Origin of the sequence: Rhodococcus sp. NPDC057297 (genome assembly GCF_042667435.1) — a bacterium.
GTDB lineage: Bacteria > Actinomycetota > Actinomycetes > Mycobacteriales > Mycobacteriaceae > Rhodococcoides.
On record NZ_JBHUZE010000001.1, the window covers coordinates 964,591 to 988,882 of the forward strand.

A 24,292-nucleotide genomic window follows, 5' to 3' on the forward strand; every position below is an offset into this window, starting at 1 on the left:
CGAGCGGTACGGGGCGCGATTACGGAGTGGCCGCGGGTTTCTACGACCGTCAGGAGTTCACACCGATATGGGCGAGGTCTCCGAACGTTTACCTCTGTCCGAGACACCCCAGACAGTTGTCCGCCAGAGTGCTTCGAGGATGACTGCGCGGCTCATCTTGCTCGTGCCGAGTTCTCGTTCACGGAAGGTGATGGGCACCTCGGTGATACCCAGCCCAGCCTGATGCACGAGCAACGCCATCTCCACCTGGAAGCTATAACCCTTCGACGTCACCGAATCCAGGTCCATCGACGTCAGGGCGTCGGCGGTGAAGACCCGGTAGCCCGCGGTCGCGTCGCGAACTCGCAGAGGCGTCAGCAGACGGACATAGCCGTTCCCGGCCCGAGAGAGGACCTTCCGGGTCCACGGCCAGCCCTCGGTACGCCCGCCGGCGACGTACCGAGAGCCGATGACCAAGCCGACACCCGCCTCGGCCGATGCCTGGACCATCGCCGGCAGATGCTCGGGCGCATGGCTGCCGTCGGCGTCCATCTCCACCAGACGAGTGAACCCCCGTTCGAGTCCGATGCGGAACGCATCGAGATACGCCGTCGCGAGGCCCGATTTCGCGGGCCTGTGCAGCACCGAGATGCACGGGTGTTCCGCGGCCAACGCGTCGGCGATATCTCCTGTTCCGTCCGGGCTCGAATCGTCGATCACCAGAATCGACGCACCGGGCACCGCACTCAGCGTCCGGTGGACCAGCGACTCGATGTTGCTGGACTCGTTGTAGGTGGGCACGCACACGAGCACGCCGGCGAAATCGTGCGTCACCGCTCCAACACCTTCGGGGTCCAGACGAGGTAGTAACCGGCGAACTCGTCGTATCGGGTGAAGGGGACTCGATTGGACAGACGGTATGGAGTCTCCGTCGTCGTGAGATATTCGTTGATCTGCTTGCCGTTCTCTGTATTGAGGTTAAGGTAGATCGTGCCGAAGTGGGACTGGTCGATCGCCTCGCGATACGCGGGCATCCCGGTCTTGTTGCCGTACCCGAGCGCAAAGGTGTCCGTCCACAGAATCGGCTCCACCTCACCGCGCAGGGCGTAACGCTGAGCCGAAGGTTCCTCACCCAGAATCGCTTTCCCCGGAGACGCGGCGATCTCGTCGCGCAGTGCCGCGACCATGGCGGTGTCGTCGACCCACGTCGTCAAGAACTGCTGAGACTGGGTGAACCCGAGTGCCGACTGCATCACCAGAACTGCACCGGCCACCGGTATGCCGACCCACTTGGCTCGAATGATCAACCACGCCAACAGGGCACCCGCCAGAGGCGCGGCGAAGACCAGACCGAAGGCGACGTGTTTGGACAGCGACGTCTCCTCACCGATACGAATCTGCTGGGCCGGCCCGATGACCGAGAAGGCCAGCATGACGAGCCCGATCGGCCACCGCCGGTACTGCGTCGCAGCGCCCACCAGCGCCAGGACGAGGATCGCGCCGACCCACGTCGCGACGTTCGTCGACAGCAGTGATGCCGACGCGGGGGAGATGGGCGTCCGGTTGGTCGTCGTCGACATGATTCCCGGAATGAGATCCTGAGCCCAGAAGATCAAGATGAAAAACGCCGTCGCCGTGCCCGACGCGAGCACGAGCAGCGCCTGGCGCGCCGCACCCCAGCGGATGCTCGGCCACGCCAGAATCATGCCGATCACCGCGACGCCGGGCGCATAGACCGCCGTCGCATACTTCGTCAGGAACGCGAGAGCGAGGACAGCGCCGATGACCGGGGCCCACAGCAGCGAATTCTGTTGCGCACTGCGAACAGTGAGCCACAGTGCGACGGCGACGAGGCTCATGGCCATCGCGTCGAACGTCGCCATGTGGGACAGGAAGATCACCGATCCCGACAAGGTGAATGCAGCCGCACCCAGCAATCCCGCCAGCTTGCCGAACAAGCGATTACCGATTCCGTAGACGGCGACGATGGCAACCCAGGTGAAGAACAAGCTCACCATCCGCGCTGCTTCCAGGCCGCCGACCGTATCGGCGAGCGCACCCAACACCGGGAACAACCCCGGCGCGCCCGACAGATAGCCGCCGGGGTACTCGGTGACGGTTGCACCGTCGGTGACGTGCTCGAGCATGCGATGACCGATGAATAAGTACAGTCCCTCGTCCTGGAACGCGGTGCTGTTGGAACCGGGCCGCAACGACAGAACCGCCGAGACAACCCCCATGACGAGCAGCCACGGCCAGGCAGCAGAGGCCTTCCACTCGATGCGGATCCTGCGTCGGCGCTCCGGCAACCTCTCCGACGAGGGTGGCTGGGTGAAAGTCATGACCTCCGAGCGAAAGAGCCTGCGGCGAAGGGTCATCGGATCCAGCAGAGCCGGGAACTGGGTCCGCCAGAACATCAAGGGATACACGACGATCAGGTTGAAGACAGCGAAGCCGATCATCGGGGCATAGTTGGACCAGCCGTATTCCGGCGCTCTCCAGAAGATTCCCGCCCACATCAGAACCTGTACCAGGACCAACCAGGTCGTCATGACGCGTTTGACGCGCCTCGCGGTGGTCGAGCGGGTCTTGATTCCGGTGGCCTGCCAGGCATCGGTGCGTCCGCGCATGACGTCGACGACCGCCAGGGAGTGGATGTACGAGTAGAAAGCCTGAACGCGATCGAGTCCGAGGGTGCTCTCGCGGCCCATGGTGATGACCGGTACCAGCGCGAAGCGCACCACCATGGCCAGAAACACGAACAGGTAGTTGTTGATCGACACATCGTCGGGCGCGAGGAACGCCATCAGAATCGGCGGCAGCGCAATGACATACACGTTCACCGCAGTGTCGATGTAGTAGAGGAACCCGGACCAGAAGCACAGACGCTGACGAAGCGTGAACGGCATCTTGTGGAAAGCGCGTGACTTCAGCAGGCTCATGGATCCGTTGGCCCAGCGGTACTGCTGGTTCGCGAACTGATCCAGAGTCTCCGGGCACAAGCCCTTGGACACCACGACCGGGACGTACCGCGTCCGGTAACCGACGCGCATGAGGTCGACGCCCGTGTAGACATCCTCGCTGTGCTCGATGGCCGAGAACCCACCGCCCAGCTCCAGGGCACTCCGACGGTAGATGGCGCAGGTGCCGACGCAGATGGACGCGTCGCTCTTGTCCCGTGCAGCCTGGATCCAGCGGTAGAACAGGACCTGCGTCGCGCCCGCGGCGTACTCCATCCAGTTCATGCGGTGTGTGGTGTCGAAGAACTGCGGACTTTGCACGATCGCCACGTCGTCCTCGGTGGTGTACGGCATGAGCTCGTGCAGGTAGTCCGGCCGGGGCACGAAATCCGCATCGAAGATGGTGATGAACTCTCCGTGGGACTCGTCGAAACCGAACCGGAGATTGCCTGCCTTCTTGAGAAATCCGCGGTCGGGGCGCACGCGATACTCGTAGCCGAAGGTCTCCGCCAGCTCGCGGACACTACTCCGATCCGAGTCGTCCAGCACGTACACGGTGATCTCGCCATACCAATCCAACCGGCTGACATGCCAGAACGTGTTGTGCAGCACAGCAATATCTTCGCCTGCACTGGGGAGGAACACGTCGACACTCGGATAGTGAATCGGCTGGTAGGAACGCACCCGAGCGATGTGGCCGGCCAGGGTGTCTCGACGCGGTTGCACGGACGTGAGGAGAGAGACAACCATCGCCGTCGTCGTGATGGCGAGGGGTATCAGCAGGGGAATAGCCCACATCTGGCCCTGGACGAGATACAGCAAGCTGACCGTCGTGAGAAAACCGCCGAAGGTGGAAGCCAAAGGAATCCAACGATTTTCGCTCTGAAGGTAGGAGTCGCGTTCGACGTCCGTCGGCGGCGAGGGCAAGCTGGGATCGGTAGGAGGGGCAACGAGCGCTGGGTCGACGGACCGGGATGCAAGCGCAATCCGGTCCTCGTATGTAGATGTCATGAAGGCCAATCGACTGTTGTAGTTTCGATCGCAGAGGGAAGAAAGATGGTCGACGCTGACCGAAGTGACACCCGACTAACTGAAACCTACCTCGAGTTTGGTTTGTCCGCCTTTTGAAACCTGTCCGCCGTTTGACCGACACATTGGATTCTTATGACCCGCTTCACACTCCTGTTCCTGGCTGTGGCCACGACAGTGGTGCTCGCGTCGGCCGGATGCGCGGCCACTGCGGAGGTTCCAGCGAGAACGTTCGGCCTGTCCTCGCAAGGTGAGAACTCAGGTGTCGATACGGCCTTTGCGACCGGCGACGATTTGAACCGGGCCCCCGAGGTGATCAACTACTTCGAGGCATGGGCCTGGGAGCGTCCGCTCGCGCTCGACACCCTGTACGACATTCACGATCGAGGTGCCATCCCCGCCGTCACGTGGGAGCCGTGGCATCCCGACGAAGGTGAGTACCAGGACAGATTTCGACCCGCACGGATCGCTGCCGGAGACTTCGACGAGTACATCACCGGGTGGGCGAGAAGCGCGGCCGAGTTCGACCAACCGATGCAGCTGAGGTTCGGGCACGAAATGAACGGCAACTGGTACCCGTGGTCGGTGGACGGCTCACGCTCGACCCCCGAGGACTACGTCGCCGCCTACCGCCGGGTGCACGACATATTTCTGCAGGCAGGGGCCAGCAAAGTGCAATGGGTGTGGTCCTACGACGCCAGCAGCGACCGCCCGGGTGGACTGGACATCGCCGCGCAGTCCTACCCCGGTGACCTCTACGTCGACCTCGTGGGAATCGACGGATACAACGGCGGGGGCGAAGGCACGTACTGGCAGACCCCGGACGACCTTTTCGCCGACGCCATCGCGACCGCGAACTCTGTGGCACCCTCCAAGCCCGTGTGGATCTACGAAACCGGCAGCGGAGATGCCCTGGGAGACAAAGCGCAATGGATCACCGACCTCTTCGCCTACCTCGCCACTACCCGCGTCTCCGGGTTGCTGTGGTTCGACTTCGATAAAGCAGGCGAAGCCAACTGGTTGCTCGAAAGTCCGCAATCCGCCCTGGAATCCGCGCGAGCAGCGCTGAGGGAATGGTGATGCGGGTCAGTCGCAGCAGTCGCAGTGATCGGCTCCGGCCGATGCCGGCGCAGACATCGGCGTCGCGCAGCAGGTGTCGCCCTTCCACGCGTTCAGACCTTCCTTGACGGCCAGGCCGGCGATCACCAGTGCCGCGATCGGATCTGCCCAGGACCACCCGAGGAGGCTGTTGAGCAGTAGGCCGACCAGCAGGACTGCCGACAGGTACGTGCACAACAATGTTTGTTTGGAGTCCGCGACCGCGCTCGCCGAACCCAGCTCACGACCTGCGCGGCGCTGAGCCCAGGACAATGCGGGCATGATGGCCAAACTCACTGCCGCAAGCGCAATTCCGATCGACGAGTGTTCAGCATCGGCCGCCCCGAAGAGAGTTCGCACGGCATCCACCGTGACGTACACGGCAAGGCCGAAGAACGAAAACGCGATGATGCGGAGCGCGACCTTCTCCCTCGACTCCGGATCCGCGGCCGAGAACTGCCACGCAACCGCGGCCGCGGACGAGACCTCGATGATCGAGTCCAAACCGAACCCGATCAATGCCGTCGAGGACACCCGTGCGCCCTCGGAAATGGCGATGATCGCCTCGACGACGTTGTACGCAATCGTCGCCGCCACGAACCACCGAATTCGTCTGGACAGCACCGCCCGTCGTCGCGCATTCGGAGCTGGAAGTCCGATGTCGGTGGCCATCAGCAGCAGTCCTCGGTGGTCGACGCCGGGCAACACGTGGGATCCACGGCGAGAACAACCTGCAGCAGATCGTCCAGAGCCCGCCCGATGTTGGCGTCGGCGAGCTCGTACCGCGTTCTCCGGCCATCCGGCACCGCGACGACCAGGCCGCAGCCACGCAAGCACGCGAGGTGATTCGACATCTTCTGACGGGTCACACCCAGCTCGGCCGCGAGCTCGGCGGGGTAGGCCGGCGCTTCCTTCAGTGCCAGCAGTACCCGAGTGCGGGTCTCATCCGACAGGGCATGGCCGAAGCGCGACAGCACGGATACACGGGTCAGGACGTCCATTCCGGTGACTGTACATCAGAATCTGTATTCAGGAAATACTGAACTATCGGTGGGCGTCGACCAAGTCCGCCGCTTCTTTCAGGCCGAGGCCGGGGTGGCGTTCACGCAGCAGTTTGACGGCCTTCACGCGTGACGGAGCGTCGGAGATCGCATCCGTCACGTCGTCGACCGGGATGGTGGCCGGGTCGACCCGCTGAGTGCTGGGATGGTGGGTTCGTCGACGAATCAGCTCCGTCACCTGGACGACGACGAGCAGCGCCCACACCAGCACGAGGAAGATCTTCCACGGCGACCGCTCGTCGAGCGCGCTGTCGATCACGCCGGGGCCGATCACAGCCAGCAGCACCAACATCAGAACTGGGCCCCACGTGTCGGCGAATGTGTTGTCGAACCATCTTCGCGTTCCCATGGGACCCAGCTTCACACGAGTGGCGCCGTCGATGCACGCGCCGAACCGCTGATCAAGCGAAGGGGCAGTTCACGGTGTACTCCCAGATGGTGTCCGCCGGCCCCGTCACCTTCACCAGAACGGACGTGTCGCCACCGGGCGGAAGAGCGACGACGGCGGAACCGGTGCCCTCGTTGATGTTGTCACCCACAGGACCGATGCTCTGAACCAGACCACCCTGGTAGAACACCTCGATGACGTCGGGAACGCTCTCCGTCTCGTAGTTGATGACGAACGACGCCGGGCCGGGCCGTCCCAGATCGTGATTGGTCTGGGTCACGCCGGGACCGCCGGACACCGTGCCCTGGTTGCACGGCTGGCGCGGAGCGAACGAGCCGGTCCCTGGAAGGCTGTTGAGGATCGAACTGCCGCCGTTGACGATGCCGGTGACTCCGTCGACGACGTTCCCGTTCAGAACGCTGCTACCACTGTCCAGAATTGCGCTACCGCCGCTGATGGCTCCGTCGGCGCTCCCGACCGACGGCTGCGCGGACACAGCGCCAGGCGCGAGGAGAAGAGCGGCACCGAGTGTCGCCGACACAGCGATGGAACTTCGGATCAGTCTATGGCTCAACATGTTTGCTCCGCACGACGTAGTTACGAACGACAGTGAATGTCATCGGTCGAAGCAATGCTTACAGGGGGCGGGCAGAACGGGTATCCGGCAATCGGATTACATGTGATCGAACGACACGGAAACCATGGGGGCAGTCAGGTTCGGTATCTGTTTGCTCGGGCAAGCAACGGTATCAATTGGTGAGCGCCAGTAGCTCTTCACGAGAACGTGATTCGGCCTCCATGGCTCGGCGTAGTACTTGCCACGCTCGCTCCAGTTCGAGGCGATCGGCCTCGGCCCGGCGGCGCGCTTCGGCCAGACGGAACAGATGCTGCCCGGCCAGATGCCGTGCTGTGTCCCACTGCTGAAGCATCAGAAAGAGTTCGGGTGGAAGAGGATTCATGGGTGAGTCCCTCGCTGGGGTGGGTTCATGGTCGATGGTTCATGGTCGATAGGGAAATCCGTGGGCGAACACCATGACGTGCTCGGTGTCGGCAGGGCTGGGTACGGCGTCGGTGCGTTCGTCGGAGTGCACACGCCACCTGTTGAACACGCTCTGCACCTCCTTCATCATGGCTTCGGTTTCTGCTGCCGTCAGCTTCATGACGAAGTCGCAGCTCAGAGCCGCGTGATTCCAGACGTCACCCCAGCTCTTGGCTGAGGCGTCGTATTCGCGTTGCCGGAAGAACTGATTGTCGACGAGCACCTGCTTGGCGGCCCGGCTGGCCGCCGCACCCTCCGGGGTATCGGCGAAGTCCGTTGGCGTCCAACTGAACCCTTCGGGTGGAACTGTCCACCAACGCTCCCGGCCGTCCGATCCTGCTCCGGCCGCTTCGACGACGAACCCACCGTCCGACAGCTTTCGGAGGTGGTAGCTCACGGACGCCGGCGACTCGTCGACCAGTTGCCCCAACCGACTCGCCGTCGCCTTCCCCTCGGCACGCAACGCGTACAGAATGCGCACCCGTAGAGGGTGCGTCAGTGCCTTCAGCTGAGACACCTCGGAGACCGGACGCGGTTCGTTCATGAACCGAGCGTAACTCCGAAAGGAATATTGCGCAATATTCGTTTCAGAGTTTTGCGCTGGGTGTTCAGGACCCCAAGGGGAGAAGGGGGGCGGGGTCAGCAGGTGGGGACGTCGACGGTGATGCTGGGGTCGTCGACGAGAGGCTGCGTGGGAACCACGGCTTCGCCCGGAACGGTGGGCTCCTCGACTTCCCATGTCACCGTGGAGGACTCACCTGGCGGAATGGTGACGTAGGCAGCCTGTACGGGGTGGCCGAGCTCGACGCCGCCCTGAACGGCGAAAGCACTGACTCCGTCGACCTTCGTGGAGAGGATCTTGGCGCCCTGGGTTGCGTACAGGTAGACGATTGACTCGTTGGTGCCGTACGGAACTCCCGGCTGGAAGGTGCTGGCGACGTACTGCGTCAGACCGTTCGGATCGACGGTGTTGGTCAATGTCGCTGTGACAGTCGACTTCCGGGTTGGACCGTTGCAGCTTTCGGCGGTGTAGGTGATGTCGCGGGCCAGGTAGTAATCCAGCTTGTTGCCGCCGGCGTTGTTGACGATGACGTTGGCGTAGGGGACAGGCTCGGTCGGTAGCGCATGGCCGATCTTGGTCGCAGCCAGAATGTCCTGCTCAGCCGGGTCCGCGCTCCACACCGAGATGCGGCCTTCGCTGCCGGCGCGGCCGACGGCGTCGAGCAGCTGGCGGGTCGGCGCCACGCCCGTCGTCATCTTGGCCACGACAGCAGCCGCGATCTCCTGCAGGTACGCCTTGCGCGCGATCTGATCGTCCCCGAAGCGCGCGTACGCGGTGGACAGCGTCACCTCGACGACGTTGTCTCCGGAAATCACCTCGCCGTCGGCCAGGGTGATAGGTCCCGTGGCGTCGAGGATGTAGCTCAGAGCAATCGGATCGGTCGCGATGGCGCCGTTCAACTGCTCACCGGTCTGCTCCGTCCACATCGACGACCAGATCTGTCCCGCGTACGGGAAGTTCGGGCTCGCATTGGAATTGCGGAAGTCGACGGTGGTGTTGCGCGGCGCCCAGAGCGCGTTGTACTCCGGCCCGAGATCGATCGGCTGCTCGGCGAAATCCAGATCGCTGTTGGCTCCCAGGGTATCGACGCGAGCGGTGCCGTTGTCCGCCCGAATGATGCCGAAACCGCCGAGAAGACCGCCGGTTCCGCGTGCCTCGGCATTGGTCTGGAACGCCATGAAGTACGAGCGCGGTCCGTCAGCGCCCATCATCGACGGAACCAAGCGGCTCGCGGTGTAGGTGTTGGTGAGCAGCCCGGCAAGATCGTGCGTCTGGTTCTCGAGCTGAACCCTGGCGTCCTGCACCACTCCGAGGAACGCCGGATCCTCGATCGCCTGAGCCTGGGCGTGCAGATCCTCCGCAGCGGCTGACGTCTCGGCCAGAATCGGCTGGGCATCCGTCAACGCCTGCAGGTTCACTCGCCCGCCGCCCTCGATGAGGCTGTTGGGCGAAATGCTCGCGCTCGCAGCGGACGCCGGTTCCAGCACGTCCACGGCGAGACCGTGCACAACGTCGGCGATATCGGACACCGTCGCGAGCGGGCTGCCCAAATAGGGGATTGCTCCCGCGATGGAGAACGGAATCGACGATGCGGCGTCCTGTGCCTTCTTCGCCGAGTCCGACGCCTCCGCCGCTGCGGCCTGCGCACCGGCGACATCACCGTCGAGCAGAGAATCCTTGGCCTTGTTGGCGGCGTCACGCGTCGTTTCGAGGTTGGACTTCGCTGTCACGGCCTCGTACGCCAGCCAGGCCACGAACGCGACGAGAAGCACGAGGACGATCACGACGGTCCACAGAATCGGGCGCTTCCTGCGTCCACGTGACGATGAGCGGGTCTCGGTACCGGTCGTCATGTCGCCAGAACTCCTGTGGGCTAGGTCGGTGAGCGTCACACCGTGAAAAATGTGACGATGCTCAGGGAAGAGTAGCGATTAATTCACGTGAATGACATTTCAAGCAATCGAAACAATGCGCGAAACCGAGGAAAGGCCAACGCGTTAGCGTGATCGTAACGTGATGGTGCTTACATACGACATTCGAGTCGAGTTTCGGCAGACGTACGAGTTGGGGTGAAAAATCGGTGCAGGGCGACCGACTGGGTCGAAGTGGCGGTGACCCGTCACATTCGAATGCGGGAGTTGTAGCGCTCGGTTCGTGGGATGCAACAACCAAGGAAGTGTTCGACAAGATCGTCGCCGCAGGCACTCTCGCGGTGCTCGCTCCGGTGTTCGTGTGCTGCTGGATCTACGCCAAGGTCACCGGTCCCTCGAAGGCCCCGGTGGCCACACTGCCCCGGCTCGGTCTCGGCGGTGAGGCGTTCGACCTGCTCAACTTCTCCGCACCGGCTGACCAGCGGAAGAACCGGCCGCTGGTCAAGTACGGTCTGATCCACTTGCCCGAGCTGTTCAACGTACTGCGCGGAGACATGAGCCTCGTCGGTCCACGTCCCCGGCTGGTACGACCTGCGCTGTCGGAGAGGCCGATCGAGGTTCGGCTACGCCCGGGCATGACCGGCCTCTGGATGCTCACTCCCCGGACCGAACTGACACCGCAAGACATTCACTCGCTCGACAGGACGTATGTGGAGTCCTGGTCGCTTTTCCGTGATATCCGCATCTTGATCCTGACGGCGAGCGCGGTTCGTTACGGCTGGAAAACGACCTGACCTCGTGTGATTTCCCGTCGAAAAACAAGCAAGTCGACCTTTTTCGAGGCCATTTCTGAGGGTTCGCCGAATCCCGAACATCGAAATGCCCCGACATTTCCCGGCAAGTAGAGCAATTGCCGCCCGTCCACTAGTTTGTAGAGGGGCCACGAGAGGTCGAGGTCGTTTTTGCGACCCTACAGAACGACCGTATGGGTAGCTGAGTTGTCTGCGAAGCCGTCCGCAGTGAGCCTGAGGAGGGGTAGCAGAAGTGTCTTCTGGAAGTGCGCCGTTGGAGGATGGCCTGTTTCCGCTTTCTGCTGCCCAGATGAACATCTACTTCGCGCAGAAGCTGGCACCGGACGTGCCGTTCACGATCGCGCAGTACGTCGAGATCCGCGGCCACATCGACCCGCCGACGCTCATCCGCGCCACCGATATCGCCTGTCGTGACCTGGAGTCACCGGGCGTTCGGCTGACCGAGATCGACGGCCGTCCCTACCAGTGGTTCGACTCGGGCGTGCCCTACGCGATGATCTACCGGGACTTCCGCGTCCAGCTCGACCCCGTCGCCTACGCCCACGAGTACATGAACGCGCAGTACCGCACACCTGTCGACCTGGTGCGGGATCAACTGATCGCGTCGGAGATCATCCAGGTCGGCGACGAGCACTACTACTGGTTCAGCCGCGCCCACCACATCGTCATGGACGGCCTCGGAGCCATCTCCGTCCAGGAACGCACCGCCGCCGTCTACACCGCTCTGCTCACCGGCACCGATGCGCCGAAGACCCGAGCCGTCGGCGTCCGCGAAATCTATGACTACGAGGCCGCCTACCCCGCGTCGTCCCGCTACGAGACCGACCGTCAGTACTGGCTCGGCCGGCTCGACGGACACAGTGACGCCCCGCGCCTCGCGCGGTCGTCCTCGGTGCCGAGCGGTATCTCGATCAGCGTCGGGGCGGAGCTCGAGCCCGAGATCGCCGACGCCATGGCCGAACTCGCGCGCCGCTACAACTCCTCCGACGTGCCCGTCGTACTCGCAGCGTTCTCGCTGTACCTCGCGAGGATGACCGACACCGAGGACGTCATGCTCAGCCTCCCCGTCTCCGGCCGCGCGACGACCAAGCTGCGCGATTCCTCCGGCATGATGTCCAACGTCGTACCCCTGCGCATCGGCGTCGAGGCCGGGGTCACCGTCGAAGAGCTTCTCCGACGCATTCAGGTCGAGCTCACCGGAGCACTCCGGCACCAGCGGTTCCGGTTGGACAGAAGATCGTTCGGCCCGTCGGTGAACATCATGATGTACAACAGCACAATTCGACTCGGCGACGTCGTCGGCGAGTATCGAGTGCTGTCGAGCGGTCCCATCGACGACATGATGGTCAACGTCTACCCGGGAGTAGCCGGGGCCACCACCCGCGTCGACTTCCTCGGAAACCCGGCCGTGTACACCACCGAGGAGCTCGGCTACCACCACGCACGGTTTCTCGACCTACTGCGGGCACTCGTGGGCGCTCCCGACGGCTTGTCGGTCTCGGAGCTCACCGTGCCCGGCGCGGAGGACAGCGCAGCGTGGGGTACCACCGAGCCGCAGCGGTTGACCTCGTTGGTACAGAAATCTGCCGTCGTTCGATACGACGGAATCGACTACACTGCTGTCGATTTCACTCGTAGCGCGGCTGGAGCGGCATCTCAGCTGCCGGCCGGTGCCGAGACGCGAATTGCCGTGGCGATCGGACGGTCGTATCACTCGCTTCTGGCGGCGTGGGCGGTATCGAAAGCCGGTGGGTCGTTCGTGCCCGTCGATCCGTTCGAGCCGGCCGATCGGCTGACGCAGATCCTCACCGACGCGTCCGTCGAGGTCGGCATCACCACCCGCGAGCTCGCGTCGTCGCTGCCCGGCTCGGTGCGGTGGCTGGCCATCGAGGATCTGCTCGACGCGCAGTCGTTCGAGATAGCTACTCCGACCACACGCGTCGACAACGAGGCCTACCTCGTACATACCTCGGGGAGTACCGGGCGTCCCAAAGCCGTCAGCGTCACTCATCGCGGGCTCGCGCAGTTGGCAACCGCTGTGGTGGAACGCTATTCGGTGACGCCGGAGTCTCGGGTGCTGCACCTCGCATCGCCGATCTTCGACGCGTCGATCCAGGAAATCCTCTCCGCGTTCGCAGCCGGCGCCACCCTGGTGATCGCACCCGCCGAGGTGTATGCGGGTAGGGCGCTGGCCGAGTTCATTGCCGCAGAACGCATCACCCACCTCGTGACCTCCCCGGCTGTCCTTTCGACACTCGAACCCGAGGACCTCGCGGGCATCGACGTGTTCGACGTCGGCGGTGAAGAATGCCCACCGGAACTGCGTGACAGATTCGCTGCAGCCTCCAATCACATGCCCGCCGGCGCGTTGTCCAGTCAGCAGATGCTCAACGCATACGGACCGACGGAAGCGACCGTCCTGGCCACGCTCTCCGAGCCCATGACGGTGGGCGAACGCGTCACGATCGGCTCCGCTCTTCCCGGCGTCCGCGCCGTTGTTCTCGACGCGCACCTGCGTCTCGCACCGCGCGGAGGCGTCGGCGAGCTGTATCTCGGGGGCGACGGCATCGCCCGCGGATACGACGGCCAACCCGGTCTCACCGCCGCGCGATTCGTCGCGGACGTCGGGGGCGCCCGGCTGTACCGCACCGGAGACGTCGTGCGGTGGGCTGTCGACGGCAGTGCGCTCGAGTACCTCGGCCGCAGCGATCGCCAGGTCCAACTGCAGGGGCGACGCGTGGAACTCGGCGAGATCGAGTCGGTTGCCGCCCGATTGCCCGGCGTCACGGCGGCAGTCGCGGCGGTGCATGATCAGCGAATCGCGCTGTACATCACTGGTTCCGCCGACAACCTGGACGCGCATCTGACCGCGCACCTGCCGCGGTGGATGGTGCCGGCCCACATCACAGTTCTCGATTCTTTCCCCATGACCGCGAGCGGCAAGATCGACCGACGTGCCCTGCCTGCGCCGGTCGTGGGCGAGGACACCGCGTACGTGGCGCCGCGGACCGAGACCGAAACGCTGGTCGCGACCGTCTTCGCCGACGTCCTCGGTGCCGGCGTTCTCGGTGCCGGGGTTCTCGCAGGACAGGCTGTCGGACGCGAACACTCGTTCTTCGACCTCGGCGGGGACTCTCTCAGCGCCACGCGCGTGCTGTCCAGGCTCGGCGGCGCGGTGACACTGCCGACGCTGTTCGACGCCCCCACCGTCGCCGGAGTCGCCGCCGCCCTCGACGCAGCCGCCGATCAGGGTTCGTCGCTGGATCTACTCGACACCCAGGCTCTGTTCGATATGCCGGTGCCGGCACGTATTCCACTGTCCTACTCGCAGCAGCGAATGTGGTTCCTCAACCAGTTCGACGCCAGCTCTCCGGCGTACAACATGCCGGTCGCGCTGCAGATCACCGATGCGACCGCGGGCGACGGATCGATCGTGGTGGCCGCACTGCGGGACGTGCTGGAACGGCACGAATCGCTACGCACGTACTTCCCCGCGGACGAGGACGGCCCACGCCAGGTGGTGAAGCCCACCGGCCAGGTGCTGGGCCACATCCCCACGTACGCGGTGAACTCCGACGATTTGGGCGCGCGCATCGCCGCACTGGCGTCGGCCGGCTTCGATGTTGCCGACAACGTACCGATCCGCGCTGCTGTTCTGCGCTCCGGTCAGAGCGTGACCGTCGTGATCGTGCTGCACCACATCGCAATCGACGGTTGGTCCATCGACCCGCTGGTCCGTGACTTCGCCGTCGCACACGCCGCTCGACTCGCCGGGCACGCACCTACGTGGTCGAGGCTCCCCGCGCAGTACAGCCAGTACGCGGTGTGGAACCGAGCTGTCGTCGACGCCGTCGCGGACAGTCAGCTCGCCTACTGGACAGCCGCGCTGGATATCGAAGGCCCGTTGGCCGAGCTACCCGCCGAGCTACCCGCCGACCGTCCACGCCCGCCGGTGCAGTCCCTGGTCACGGCCGACGTCCCGATCACCGTCGACGCGTCGGTGCACTCCGCCGTTCGCGATCTCGCGAAGGCCTCCAACGCAACGACATTCATGGTGGTGCACGCAGCACTCGCCGCCACTCTCAGCCGGTTCGGTGACGCCACCCGCACCGTCGTCGGCACACCGTCGGCCGGCCGCGGCCACGAGGCACTCGACGACATGGTGGGGATGTTCGTCGGAACCGTGCCCCTGGCGGTCGACGTCGACCCCTCGTCGACCTTCACGGAACTGCTTGCCGCCGTGCGGCACAACGACCTGGAGGCGTTCGCGCACACCGAGCTGCCGTTCGAGCGCATCGTCGACGCCCTCGCGACGGACCGATCGCTGGACCGGCACCCGATCTTCCAGGTCATGCTCGCGTTCGACAACGCGCAGCATCAACCGGTGGACGACCTCCCGATCACCGTCGTGCCGGTTCCGACGCACACCTCGGAGTTCGACCTCGGACTCGTGCTCACCGAGACCGCCGACGGCATCACCGGCCAGATCGAGTACGCCGCCGACCTGTACGAGCACCGGACGGTCCAGCACTTCGCGGACATCCTGCTCACCGTGCTCAGCACCGTCGCCCACACACCCGACGTGGTGGTGGGCGACATCGAACTGGGGCAGATCGAGCAGCCCGCCGTGGATGCACCCGTCGGCACTCTGCTGGACGTGTGGACCGACGGAGATATCGCTCTCGACGGAGCCGAGACGCTGACGTACGACGAGTTGGACCGTCGCTCCAACCGCATCGCGCGCCTGCTCATCGCCGAGGGAGTCGGGCCGGAATCACTGGTCGCACTGTCGCTGGAACGCTCGGCGGCCTACGTGCTGGCCTTGTGGGCCGTGGCGAAGGCAGGGGCCGCGTTCGTCCCCGTCGACCCGACCTACCCCGCAGTCCGACGCACAGCAATCCTCGACGGCATCCGAATCGGGTTCGGGGGCAACGAGACCGGAATCGACTGGGTCGACGAAGCCGCGGCCCTGCTGCTCAGCGACGCACCCGTCACCGACGCCGAGCGCACCTCGACGCTGCTGCCGGCGCACCCCGCCTACGTCATCCACACCTCCGGGTCCACGGGCACACCCAAACCGGTCGCCGTGACCCACGGAACCGTCCACGCCTTGGCGCAGCAGGTTGTTCCGCGCTATCGCGTCGACGCAGAATCCCGTGTACTGCACGGTTATTCGGTAAACTTCGACGCCGCGATGTTGGAGTTGATCCTGGCGTTCGGTGCGGGCGCTACACTCGTGACCGCCCCGACCGACCTGGTCGACGGCGACGCGATGGCCCAGTTCCTCACCGAACATGCCGTCACGCACTTCCTGTCCACACCCGCAGTCCTCGCCACGGTCCCGCCCGTGGACAGCGTGACGACGGTAGCCGTCGGCGGTGACGTCCTCGGAGCCGACGTCGTGACGCACTGGAGCCCGAACCGGCTGATGCTCAACGCATACGGCCCCTCCGAAGCCACCGTGGTGGCGACGCTGACCGACGGCCTGACGACCGACACTCCCGTCACCATCGGGCGCCCCCTCGCACACATCTCGGCGCACGTACTGGACACGCGGTTGCAGCCGGTGCCGCGCGGAGGCGTCGGCGAGTTGTATCTGGCGGGCGGTCTGGCCCGAGGTTACGGCTCGCGTGCAGCGTTGACGGCCGAGCGGTTCGTCGCAGGCCCGGACGGTACCCGCCTCTATCGGACCGGTGACCAGGTACGCATCGGCAAGGACGGCGAGCTCGACTTCCGCGGTCGCATCGATTCACAGGTCCAGATTCGCGGTGTGCGAGTGGAACTGGGTGATGTCGAAGCAGCGCTGCGTGCACACCCCGATGTCACTGCGGCCGTCGCCGACGTACGCGACGGCCGAATCGTGGCGTGGGTCGTCGGACTGGGAGAGCACGACGCCAAACTGTGGTTGCTGGAGAGATTACCGCTGACGCTGATGCCCACGGCGATCGTGCCCATCGATCGACTACCGCTGACCGCCAATGGAAAAGTCGATACTCGCTCGCTGGAATCGCCCGAAGCGCTCGCCGGTGACACGGTGGCGCGCACCCTCGCCGAGGACGTGATCCTCGGGATCTTCGCCGACATCCTCGGCGGTACTGCCGAGAATGTGGGCGTCGACGCCAATTTCTTCGTCCTCGGCGGCGACTCGTTGAGCGCGGCCCGAGCCGCCACCCGGATCGGTGCGGCGCTGGGAACCCATGTGCCCGTCCGCACGATCTTCGAATCGCCGACGGCAAAGCTCCTCGGCGCATCAGTGCAGAAGCTGTCCACTCGGTACATGCCGCCACCTGCGTTGATCCATCACGCCGAAGCACGCTCGTTCACGCACCTGGCCCCCGCCGAACGCCGGATCTGGCTGCAGAATCGGTACGCACCCGAGTCCGCGGCCTACAACATCGCGTTCGAACTCCCGCTGCCCGACGACGTGGACGTCGAGGTACTACGAGCAGCCATCACCGACGTCGTCGAGCGCCACCTGCCGCTGCGCACGGTGTACCCGTCGACGCCGGACGGCCCCACGACCACGCTGCTCGACGCAGACACCGTCGTCTCCTCTCTCGACGAACGGCACGCCGACGCATCGGCCGCACCCATCGAGGGCTTCGATCTGACAATCGAACCACCGGTGAGACTCTCCCTGCAGGAGCGGAGCCTGCAGGAGCGACCCGGAGACACAGTCAACGTTTTGACGGTGGTTGCGCATCATATTGCTGTGGACGGGTTGTCTCTCGGCCCGCTGGCGCGGGATGTCGAGACTGCACTGACAGCGCGCGGTGCAGGTTCGGCACCCGAGTTCGAGCCGCTGGCAGTCGATTACGCCGACTATCGGCTGTGGCAGCAGGACGTCCTCGCCAGCGTTGCCGCACCCCAGCTCGACTACTGGCGCACCGCGCTGGCAGGACTACCCGATTACCTCGATCTGCCGACCGGCACGCCCGACGTCGACGCTGCGTACGTTCCCGGCGAATTCCGAATCGACGCAGAGACTCTCGGTGACCTCCGCGGGTTGGCGCATCGCCTGGGGGCGACGGTGTTCGTCGTCGTTCACGCAGCCCTCGCGGCCGTGTTGGCCGAGGCCAGCGGCTCATCGGACATCGCCATCGGTACCCCGGTCTCCGGCCGGACGGACCCCGCGCTGGACGATTTGGTGGGCATGTTCGTCGGCACCGTCGTACTGCGGACGGACGTGCAGCCGTCGACGACGTTCGAGGAATTCGTGATCGACGTGCGCAACCGCGACCTCGATGCCTTCGCCAACTCCGACGTTCCGTTCGAGTGGGTGGTCGACGCCGTGGCGCCCACCCGCACACTCGACACGCACCCGCTGTTCCAGGTGTTGCTCGCGATGGGTGAACTCGATTCGCCGACAATCGAATTCGGATCCGCCTCCGTGATGCCCCGGCGCATCGACATCGAGAGCACACAGTTCGACCTGGAAGTGGTCGTCGAAGAGACAGTCGACGGGTTGACCGGGCGCCTCGCTTATTCGCCGTCACGCTTCGGGCCGTCGGTGCCCGCTGCGCTGGCGGACAGGTTGGCGGCAGTGCTCGCCCTCGTCGCGCGCGACCCGAGCGTCCGGTTGGGCAGTGCCGATTTCGCCGCAGCAGACCCCTCGACAGTCGTCAGCACCGACGGCTCTGCCGAGCAGTACACGCTGGCCACCGTGTTCACCGAGGCGGCGCGTCGGTGGCCGGACAACACCGCCGTCGTCGACGGTGATGCGCAGCTGACGTACCGCGAGCTCGACGAGCGCTCGAATGCCCTGGCTCAGAGCCTGGTTCGGAGCGGTGTGGAGCCGGGGTCGCTCGTTGCTGTGGCCCTGCCACGGTCGGCCGAGTCCGTCATCGCGCTCTGGGCGGTCGCCAAATCCGGAGCCGGATATCTTCCGATCGACACGACGCTGCCGGCCCACCGGATCCGTGAGATCCTGTCCGACGCCGCACCGATCACCGGTATCGCAGCCATCGATTCCGGCCTCGCCCAGCCGACATGGCTGACGGTGGGCCCGGAGTCGGGCGAGAACTTCGCTGCTCGGCCCGTTCCCGTCGACAGCACCGCGTACGTCATCTACACCTCCGGCTCCACCGGAACGCCCAAGGGTGTGCGCGTCACGCACCGAGGGATCGCGGACCTCGTCGAAAGCCAGCGTGCACTGTTCGACGTGACGCCCGGCTCACGCGTGCTCCAGTTCGCATCGCTCGGCTTCGACGCATCCGTCTTCGAACTGCTGCTCGCGTTCGGCGCCGGCGGAACTGTCGTGGTGGGCCCGCCCGACGTGTACGCCGGACGCGCACTGGAAACCCTGATCGCGCAGCACCAGGTGACCCACGTGTGCCTGACGCCGACGGTCCTGCAGATCACCGATCCGCACGCGACCCCATCGGTCGAGGTCGTCATCATGGCCGGTGAAGCTGCCAATACCGCGCTGCTGCAACGATGGTCGACGGGTCGCCGCGTGTTCAACGCCTACGGACCCACCGAAGGCACCGTCATGAGCACGTGCACGGACGCTGCGCCCTCGGCCGGCCCGGTTACCATCGGCCGACCGACCCGCGGATTCACCACCGTCGTCCTCGACGCCCGGCTGCGACCGGTGGGGGAGGGCATCGTCGGCGAGCTCTATCTGGCCGGTGACGGTCTCGCCGAGGGATACCTGCGTAAGCCGGGATGGACGTCGAGCAGCTTCGTGGCCAACCCGTTCGGAACCGGACGTCTGTATCGCACAGGTGATCTGGTGAGATGGTTCGGAGACTCACTCGACTACTCGCTCGAATACCTGGGCCGCGCCGATTCCCAGATCAAGATCCGTGGTCACCGAGTGGAACTCAGCGAAGTCGAGTCCACGCTCCTGCAGCACCCGGGAGTGGAACAGGCGTCGGCGATCGGACGCAGCGGAGCCGACGGCAGTGGCTCCAACGGCAGCGGATCGCTTGCCGCCTATATCGTCGGATCAGCGCGGCCGCGCTCGGTGCGCGAGTTCCTCGCCCGCACCCTGCCCGCCTACATGGTTCCGAGCACGGTCACCCGCGTCGACACCCTCCCGATGACGCGGTCCGGCAAAGTCGACGTGGCACGCCTGCCGGAGCCGGCGCCGGCGTCGGATCCGAAGCTCTCGCCGACGACACCGCTCGAGCGAGCAGTCCACGAGGTGTTTTCCGGCGTGCTGGATCTGCCGGCCGACACATTCGGCGTCGGCGACAATTTCTTCGATCTCGGCGGTCATTCGCTGTCGGTGGTGCAAGTGGTCGACGCTCTCGGAGATCGCCTGGGGCTGACGATCCCGGTGACGGCCATGCTGACTCACCCCACCGTGGCCGGCGTCGCCGCGCAGCTCCAGACCGGCGCCCGTGACCACGGCGGCGCGTTCGACGTGCTGCTTCCGATCCGCACCGACGGCCCCGGGGAGCCGCTGTTCTGCATCCACCCGGCCATCGGGATCGCGTGGAGTTACCTCGCGTTGCTGAGCGAGACCGACAGGCCACTCTTCGGACTGCAGGTTCCCGGCATCGCAAGCGGGGAGGATGCGCCGTCGACCATCGAGGATTTCGCCGCGCGCTACGTCGCCGAGATCCGCGCCGTCCAGCCCGAGGGCCCGTACCACCTGCTCGGATGGTCGCTCGGCGGCGTGATCGCCCACGCTGCCGCCGTCCAGCTCCAATCCATGGGCGAGGAAGTGGCGCAGTTGACGCTGATCGACGCGACCCTGACCGCGCCCACCGACAGCGCACCGTTCAGTATCGCCGACCTCGCCGAACAGCTCGGCGTGGAAGGCGAATCGTTCGACGAGATCCGAGACGGACTGGTCCACGGCCGCGGCGAACTCGCCTTCCTGACCGTCGACAACCTGCGTCGCATGTACGCACCCGTCGCCGACGCGCCGCAGTGGGTCGCCGCGTACCGGCCGCAGGTGTTCAAGGGGGACGTTCTCTACTTCGCAGCACGCGGATCGAGCGGCGCGGAGCAGTGGCACGAGTTCGTCGACGGCCTGGTCTCGGTAGTGCGGGTCGACGTCGAACACGAGAACATGCTGGGTGAAGCAGGCGCCCACGCACTCGGCCGAGAACTCGGCCTACTTCTGCCGAAGGAAGGTGTGGCGTGATGACCACCAATCTGCAGCCCTATGTGGACAACGTCCAAGCACACTACGATCTCTCGGACGAATTCTTCGCCCTGTTCCTCGATACGAGCATGACCTACAGCTGCGCGTACTTCGAACGCGAGGACATGACGCTCGAGGAAGCCCAGACCGCCAAGATCGACCTGGCACTCGGAAAGTTGGATCTGCAACCCGGAATGACGTTGCTGGACATCGGATGCGGATGGGGTGCACTCGCCAAGCGCGCCGCCGAGAAGTACGGCGTCGACGTCATCGGACTGACACTGAGCCGCAACCAATTCGACCGCGCCAGTGCCGTCGTCGCACACCTCGACGGCGTCGAGATCCGTCTGCAGGGATGGGAGGAGTTCAGCCCACCCGCCGGTCGAACCATCGACCGCATCGTCAGCGTCGGGGCGTTCGAGCACTTCCGGCGCCAGCGCTACTCCGCATTCTTCGACAAGTGCCGAGCCCTGCTGCCTCCCGATGGCCGAATGTTGTTGCACACCATTGTCATGAGGCCTATCGCGGAAGTGCTGGCCAGCGGCGTCGTGTTCACCCGCGAGGACGCACACTTCGTACGCTTCATCATGCGGGAGATATTCCCCGGCGGACAGCTCGCACAATCCGACATGGTGGTCGCCAAAGCGTCCGAAGCGGGCTTACGGCTCGAACGTGAGCACGCACTCGGGCCGCACTACGCGAGAACGCTCGACGAATGGACCGATCGCTTGGTTGCGAGACGAGACGACGCAATTGCGTTGTCTTCGAGCGAAGTTTACGAGCGATACATCCATTACCTGACCGGATGTTCGTCCAGATTCAAGGACGGCCGCATAGATGTCGTGCAGTTCACCCTGACGCCGGGCGAGTGCTGATGAACTAGCGCGCGAGAAGACCGACAAGCATGAAAACATGAACACGAGCGTTGCTGGAAAAGATGAGGGAGCCCCAAGTGGAAATCCAGGACTACCTACAGATACTGCGAACGAGATGGATGGTCATCGTGGTCACCGTGGCCGTCGCAGTGCTGGGTGCACTTGCGGTGTCACTGCTGACCACACCGACCTACCAGTCGTCGAGCCGCGTGTTCGTCTCGACATCGGGAGGATCGACCGTCAGCGAGACCTACCAGGGCAACCTGTTCTCGCAGCAGCGCGTCGCGTCGTACTCCGAGCTCGTCACCGGTGAGACACTCGCCGCACGGACGATCGACGAACTGGGCCTGAACATGACGCCGGCCCAGCTCGCCTCGAAGGTCACGGCCACGTCCACCCCGGACACCGTTCTGCTCGACATCGTCGTCGTCGACACCTCACCGGGCCTGGCACGCGACATCGCCAACTCCCTCGCAACGCAGCTCACCACCTTGGTCCGTGAACTCGAGACGCCGGAAGACGGCGGAACACCCGCTGCCGGAGTGCGACTGGTGGAGCAAGCACAGGAATCGTCGGCGCCCGTCAGCCCCAAGACCACCCGCAACCTCGCCCTCGGTGCCGCCGTCGGCCTGCTGCTCGGCATCGCACTCGCAGTACTGCGCGACCGACTCGACAACACCATCAAGACCCGTACCAAGCTCGAAGCAGCGTCCAAGACACCCCTCGTCGGAAGCCTGCCGTTCGACAAGAACCTCAAGGAGAACGCCGTCGTCGAATTCGGCGCGGCACACTCGCCGAGCGCCGAGTCCTACCGCGAACTGCGCACCAACCTGCAGTTCCTCGAAGTCGACCACCCGCCGCGCGTCATCGTCGTCACCAGTGCCGTTCCGGCCGAAGGAAAGACGACCGTCGCCGTCAACCTCGCCCTCGCCCTTGCGGAGGCCGGCCACCACGTCGCACTCGTCGAAGGTGACCTGCGGCGTCCGCGCGTCTCCAAGTACCTCGGACTGATCGGATCCGTCGGTCTGTCCACCGTCCTGGCCAACCAGGCCGACCTGTCCGACGTCATGCAGCCCACCAAGTACGAAGGCCTGGAAGTACTTGCCTCCGGACCGCTGCCGCCCAACCCGTCGGAGCTCCTCGGCTCCGAAGCATCCAGGCGCGTCATCGACGAACTCCGCGGCCGATTCGACTACATCATCGTCGACGGTGCCCCGCTGCTCCCGGTCACCGACTCCGCACTGCTGACCACCCACAGCGACGGCGCCTTGGTCGTCGCCCGCTACGGCCACACCACCGAGAACGAGGTCGCCCGTGCCGTCGGCAACCTCGAAACCATCGGTGCGCACATCCTGGGCGCCGTGTTCACGATGATGCCCGCCGGACGCAAGGGCGGCGACAACTACTCGTACTACTACGAGACGGACTCGTCGATTCCTCGTCAGACCCCCAATCCAGTGACACCGGGATCGAGCGCCACAGCATGGGACGGCAGCCAGGCTGGCTCACCGCAGGCTTCCTCACCGCAGGCTTCCTCACCGCACGCCTCCTCACCGCAGGCCGCGCCGCCTCAAGCGTCACCACCGGTTGCGCCTCCCGCAGCACAGCCCCCGGTGACCCCGCCTCCGGCCACGCCACCCGCATCCCCGTACGGAACGGGACAGCCGCCGGCTGCACCGTCGTCCTACGAGGCCGGGCCGCCTCGCACGTCGACACCGCGTCCGCCGACGGCAACGCCTCCCGGAACGCCACCGGGGACCCCACGGCCACCGGCGACCTCCGTGCGCAAGCCGGGAGCACTCGACAACGGCGTTGCACCGTCGAGGCGATACAAGGAATGAGAGCGAAGCAGCTCGGCGCAGCCGCCGTGTTCTCGTTCGTCGCGAGCGTTGCGGTGGCATCGCCGGCCCTCGCTGCCCCCGCTGTCCCCGCTGCTCTCGTCGGGCCGGGCACGGGATACATCACGACCGGAGGCATCGAAGACCTCACGGCGTGCTCGTTCGCTGCTGTCGGATACGACGCGGGCGGACGACTCGTCGGACTGACCGCCGGGCACTGTGTGCTGTCCCCGGGCCTGCCGGTCACCCTCGTCGAGAACCCCGGTGCCGGACCGGTCGGCGTCACGGTTTCGGGTCACTGGGGGCCGGATTACGGTGTCGTCGAACTGGACCCGGCCAAGGTGGTGCCCGTGTCCTCGCGCGGCGGGATCACCGTTACCGACATCGGACCCACATTCCCCGGCCAGCCTGTCTGCAAGATCGGCGCCGCCACCGCCACGACATGCGGCACGGTCCTGGACGTCCGACCGGACACCGACATCGTCACCGGAACACCCACGTTGTGGGCCGACTCGGGCGGAGCTCTGGTCAGCGGAACCACACTCGTCGGCATCGCCAGCCACGCCGACACCGTCCCCGTCCTGAGCCCGACCGTCTACGCATCCGCGGCCGAATCTCTGGCCCGGTTGAACACACGCGGCGGCACAGGAGCAGGATTTCGGCCGATCGGAAGTTGAATCG

The 24,292-nt window shown here is 65.2% G+C and carries 15 protein-coding genes; 6 read left to right on the forward strand and 9 right to left on the reverse strand.

Annotated elements, in window-relative coordinates; all coding sequences use genetic code 11:
- Positions 1-57 precede the first annotated feature (57 nt).
- Both ACFULT_RS04500 and ACFULT_RS04505 read right to left on the reverse strand, forming a co-directional pair.
- A complete protein-coding gene (locus ACFULT_RS04500) occupies positions 58-813 on the reverse strand; it encodes a polyprenol monophosphomannose synthase (RefSeq protein WP_378480752.1) in 756 nt (251 codons plus the stop codon).
- Positions 810-3,950, reverse strand: coding sequence for a glycosyltransferase family 2 protein (locus ACFULT_RS04505; RefSeq protein WP_378480753.1), 3,141 nt, complete (start codon positions 3,948-3,950; stop codon positions 810-812). Before ACFULT_RS04505 ends, ACFULT_RS04500 begins: the two co-directional genes overlap by 4 nt.
- Positions 3,951-4,103: 153 nt before the next feature.
- Here ACFULT_RS04505 and ACFULT_RS04510 point away from each other — a divergent pair, with 153 nt between their 5' ends.
- Positions 4,104-5,048, forward strand: a complete 945-nt coding sequence (locus ACFULT_RS04510; RefSeq protein ID WP_378480754.1) for a glycoside hydrolase family 26 protein — start codon at positions 4,104-4,106, stop codon at positions 5,046-5,048.
- 6 nt (positions 5,049-5,054) lie between these two features.
- Here the strand turns inward: ACFULT_RS04510 and ACFULT_RS04515 are convergent, their stop codons facing one another.
- The 7 genes from ACFULT_RS04515 to ACFULT_RS04545 all read right to left on the reverse strand — a co-directional run bounded on the left by ACFULT_RS04515 (position 5,055) and on the right by ACFULT_RS04545 (position 9,969).
- On the reverse strand, positions 5,055-5,738 hold the full coding sequence (locus tag ACFULT_RS04515) for a cation transporter (protein ID WP_378480755.1): 684 nt from the start codon (positions 5,736-5,738) through the stop codon (positions 5,055-5,057).
- Entirely contained in the window at positions 5,738-6,067 is a 330-nt protein-coding gene (locus ACFULT_RS04520) for a helix-turn-helix transcriptional regulator (RefSeq protein WP_037107160.1), read from the reverse strand. Before ACFULT_RS04520 ends, ACFULT_RS04515 begins: the two co-directional genes overlap by 1 nt.
- 43 nt (positions 6,068-6,110) lie before the next feature.
- Complete coding sequence (locus ACFULT_RS04525; RefSeq protein WP_378480756.1) at positions 6,111-6,476, reverse strand: hypothetical protein; 366 nt, start codon at positions 6,474-6,476, stop codon at positions 6,111-6,113.
- A 52-nt stretch (positions 6,477-6,528) separates the two neighbouring features.
- Positions 6,529-7,092: a hypothetical protein gene (locus ACFULT_RS04530; RefSeq protein WP_378480757.1), complete on the reverse strand. Its 564-nt coding sequence runs from the start codon at positions 7,090-7,092 to the stop codon at positions 6,529-6,531.
- A 172-nt stretch (positions 7,093-7,264) separates the two neighbouring features.
- A complete protein-coding gene (locus ACFULT_RS04535; RefSeq protein ID WP_378480758.1) occupies positions 7,265-7,474 on the reverse strand; it encodes a hypothetical protein in 210 nt (69 codons plus the stop codon).
- 39 nt (positions 7,475-7,513) lie between these two features.
- Positions 7,514-8,098, reverse strand: coding sequence for an ArsR/SmtB family transcription factor (locus ACFULT_RS04540; protein WP_378480759.1), 585 nt, complete (start codon positions 8,096-8,098; stop codon positions 7,514-7,516).
- A 95-nt stretch (positions 8,099-8,193) separates the two neighbouring features.
- A complete protein-coding gene (locus ACFULT_RS04545) occupies positions 8,194-9,969 on the reverse strand; it encodes a DUF4012 domain-containing protein (RefSeq protein ID WP_378480760.1) in 1,776 nt (591 codons plus the stop codon).
- A 227-nt stretch (positions 9,970-10,196) separates the two neighbouring features.
- Here ACFULT_RS04545 and ACFULT_RS04550 point away from each other — a divergent pair, with 227 nt between their 5' ends.
- From ACFULT_RS04550 to ACFULT_RS04570, 5 genes are all read left to right on the forward strand, one after another.
- Positions 10,197-10,781, forward strand: a complete 585-nt coding sequence (locus ACFULT_RS04550) for a sugar transferase (RefSeq protein ID WP_378480761.1) — start codon at positions 10,197-10,199, stop codon at positions 10,779-10,781.
- Positions 10,782-11,031: 250 nt separating this feature from the next.
- Positions 11,032-20,898 (forward strand): amino acid adenylation domain-containing protein, encoded by a 9,867-nt coding sequence (locus ACFULT_RS04555; RefSeq protein ID WP_378480762.1) that lies wholly within the window; start codon positions 11,032-11,034, stop codon positions 20,896-20,898.
- Positions 20,898-21,773 carry a cyclopropane mycolic acid synthase family methyltransferase gene (locus tag ACFULT_RS04560; protein ID WP_037107189.1) on the forward strand — a complete coding sequence of 292 codons (876 nt, stop codon included), beginning with the start codon at positions 20,898-20,900 and terminating at the stop codon, positions 21,771-21,773. Before ACFULT_RS04555 ends, ACFULT_RS04560 begins: the two co-directional genes overlap by 1 nt.
- A 77-nt stretch (positions 21,774-21,850) precedes the next feature.
- The gene (locus ACFULT_RS04565) at positions 21,851-23,614 is read left to right on the forward strand and encodes a polysaccharide biosynthesis tyrosine autokinase (RefSeq protein WP_378480763.1); all 1,764 of its coding nucleotides are present in this window, start codon (positions 21,851-21,853) and stop codon (positions 23,612-23,614) included.
- Positions 23,611-24,288: a hypothetical protein gene (locus tag ACFULT_RS04570; RefSeq protein ID WP_378480764.1), complete on the forward strand. Its 678-nt coding sequence runs from the start codon at positions 23,611-23,613 to the stop codon at positions 24,286-24,288. Before ACFULT_RS04565 ends, ACFULT_RS04570 begins: the two co-directional genes overlap by 4 nt.
- The last annotated feature ends 4 nt before the right edge of the window (positions 24,289-24,292 follow it).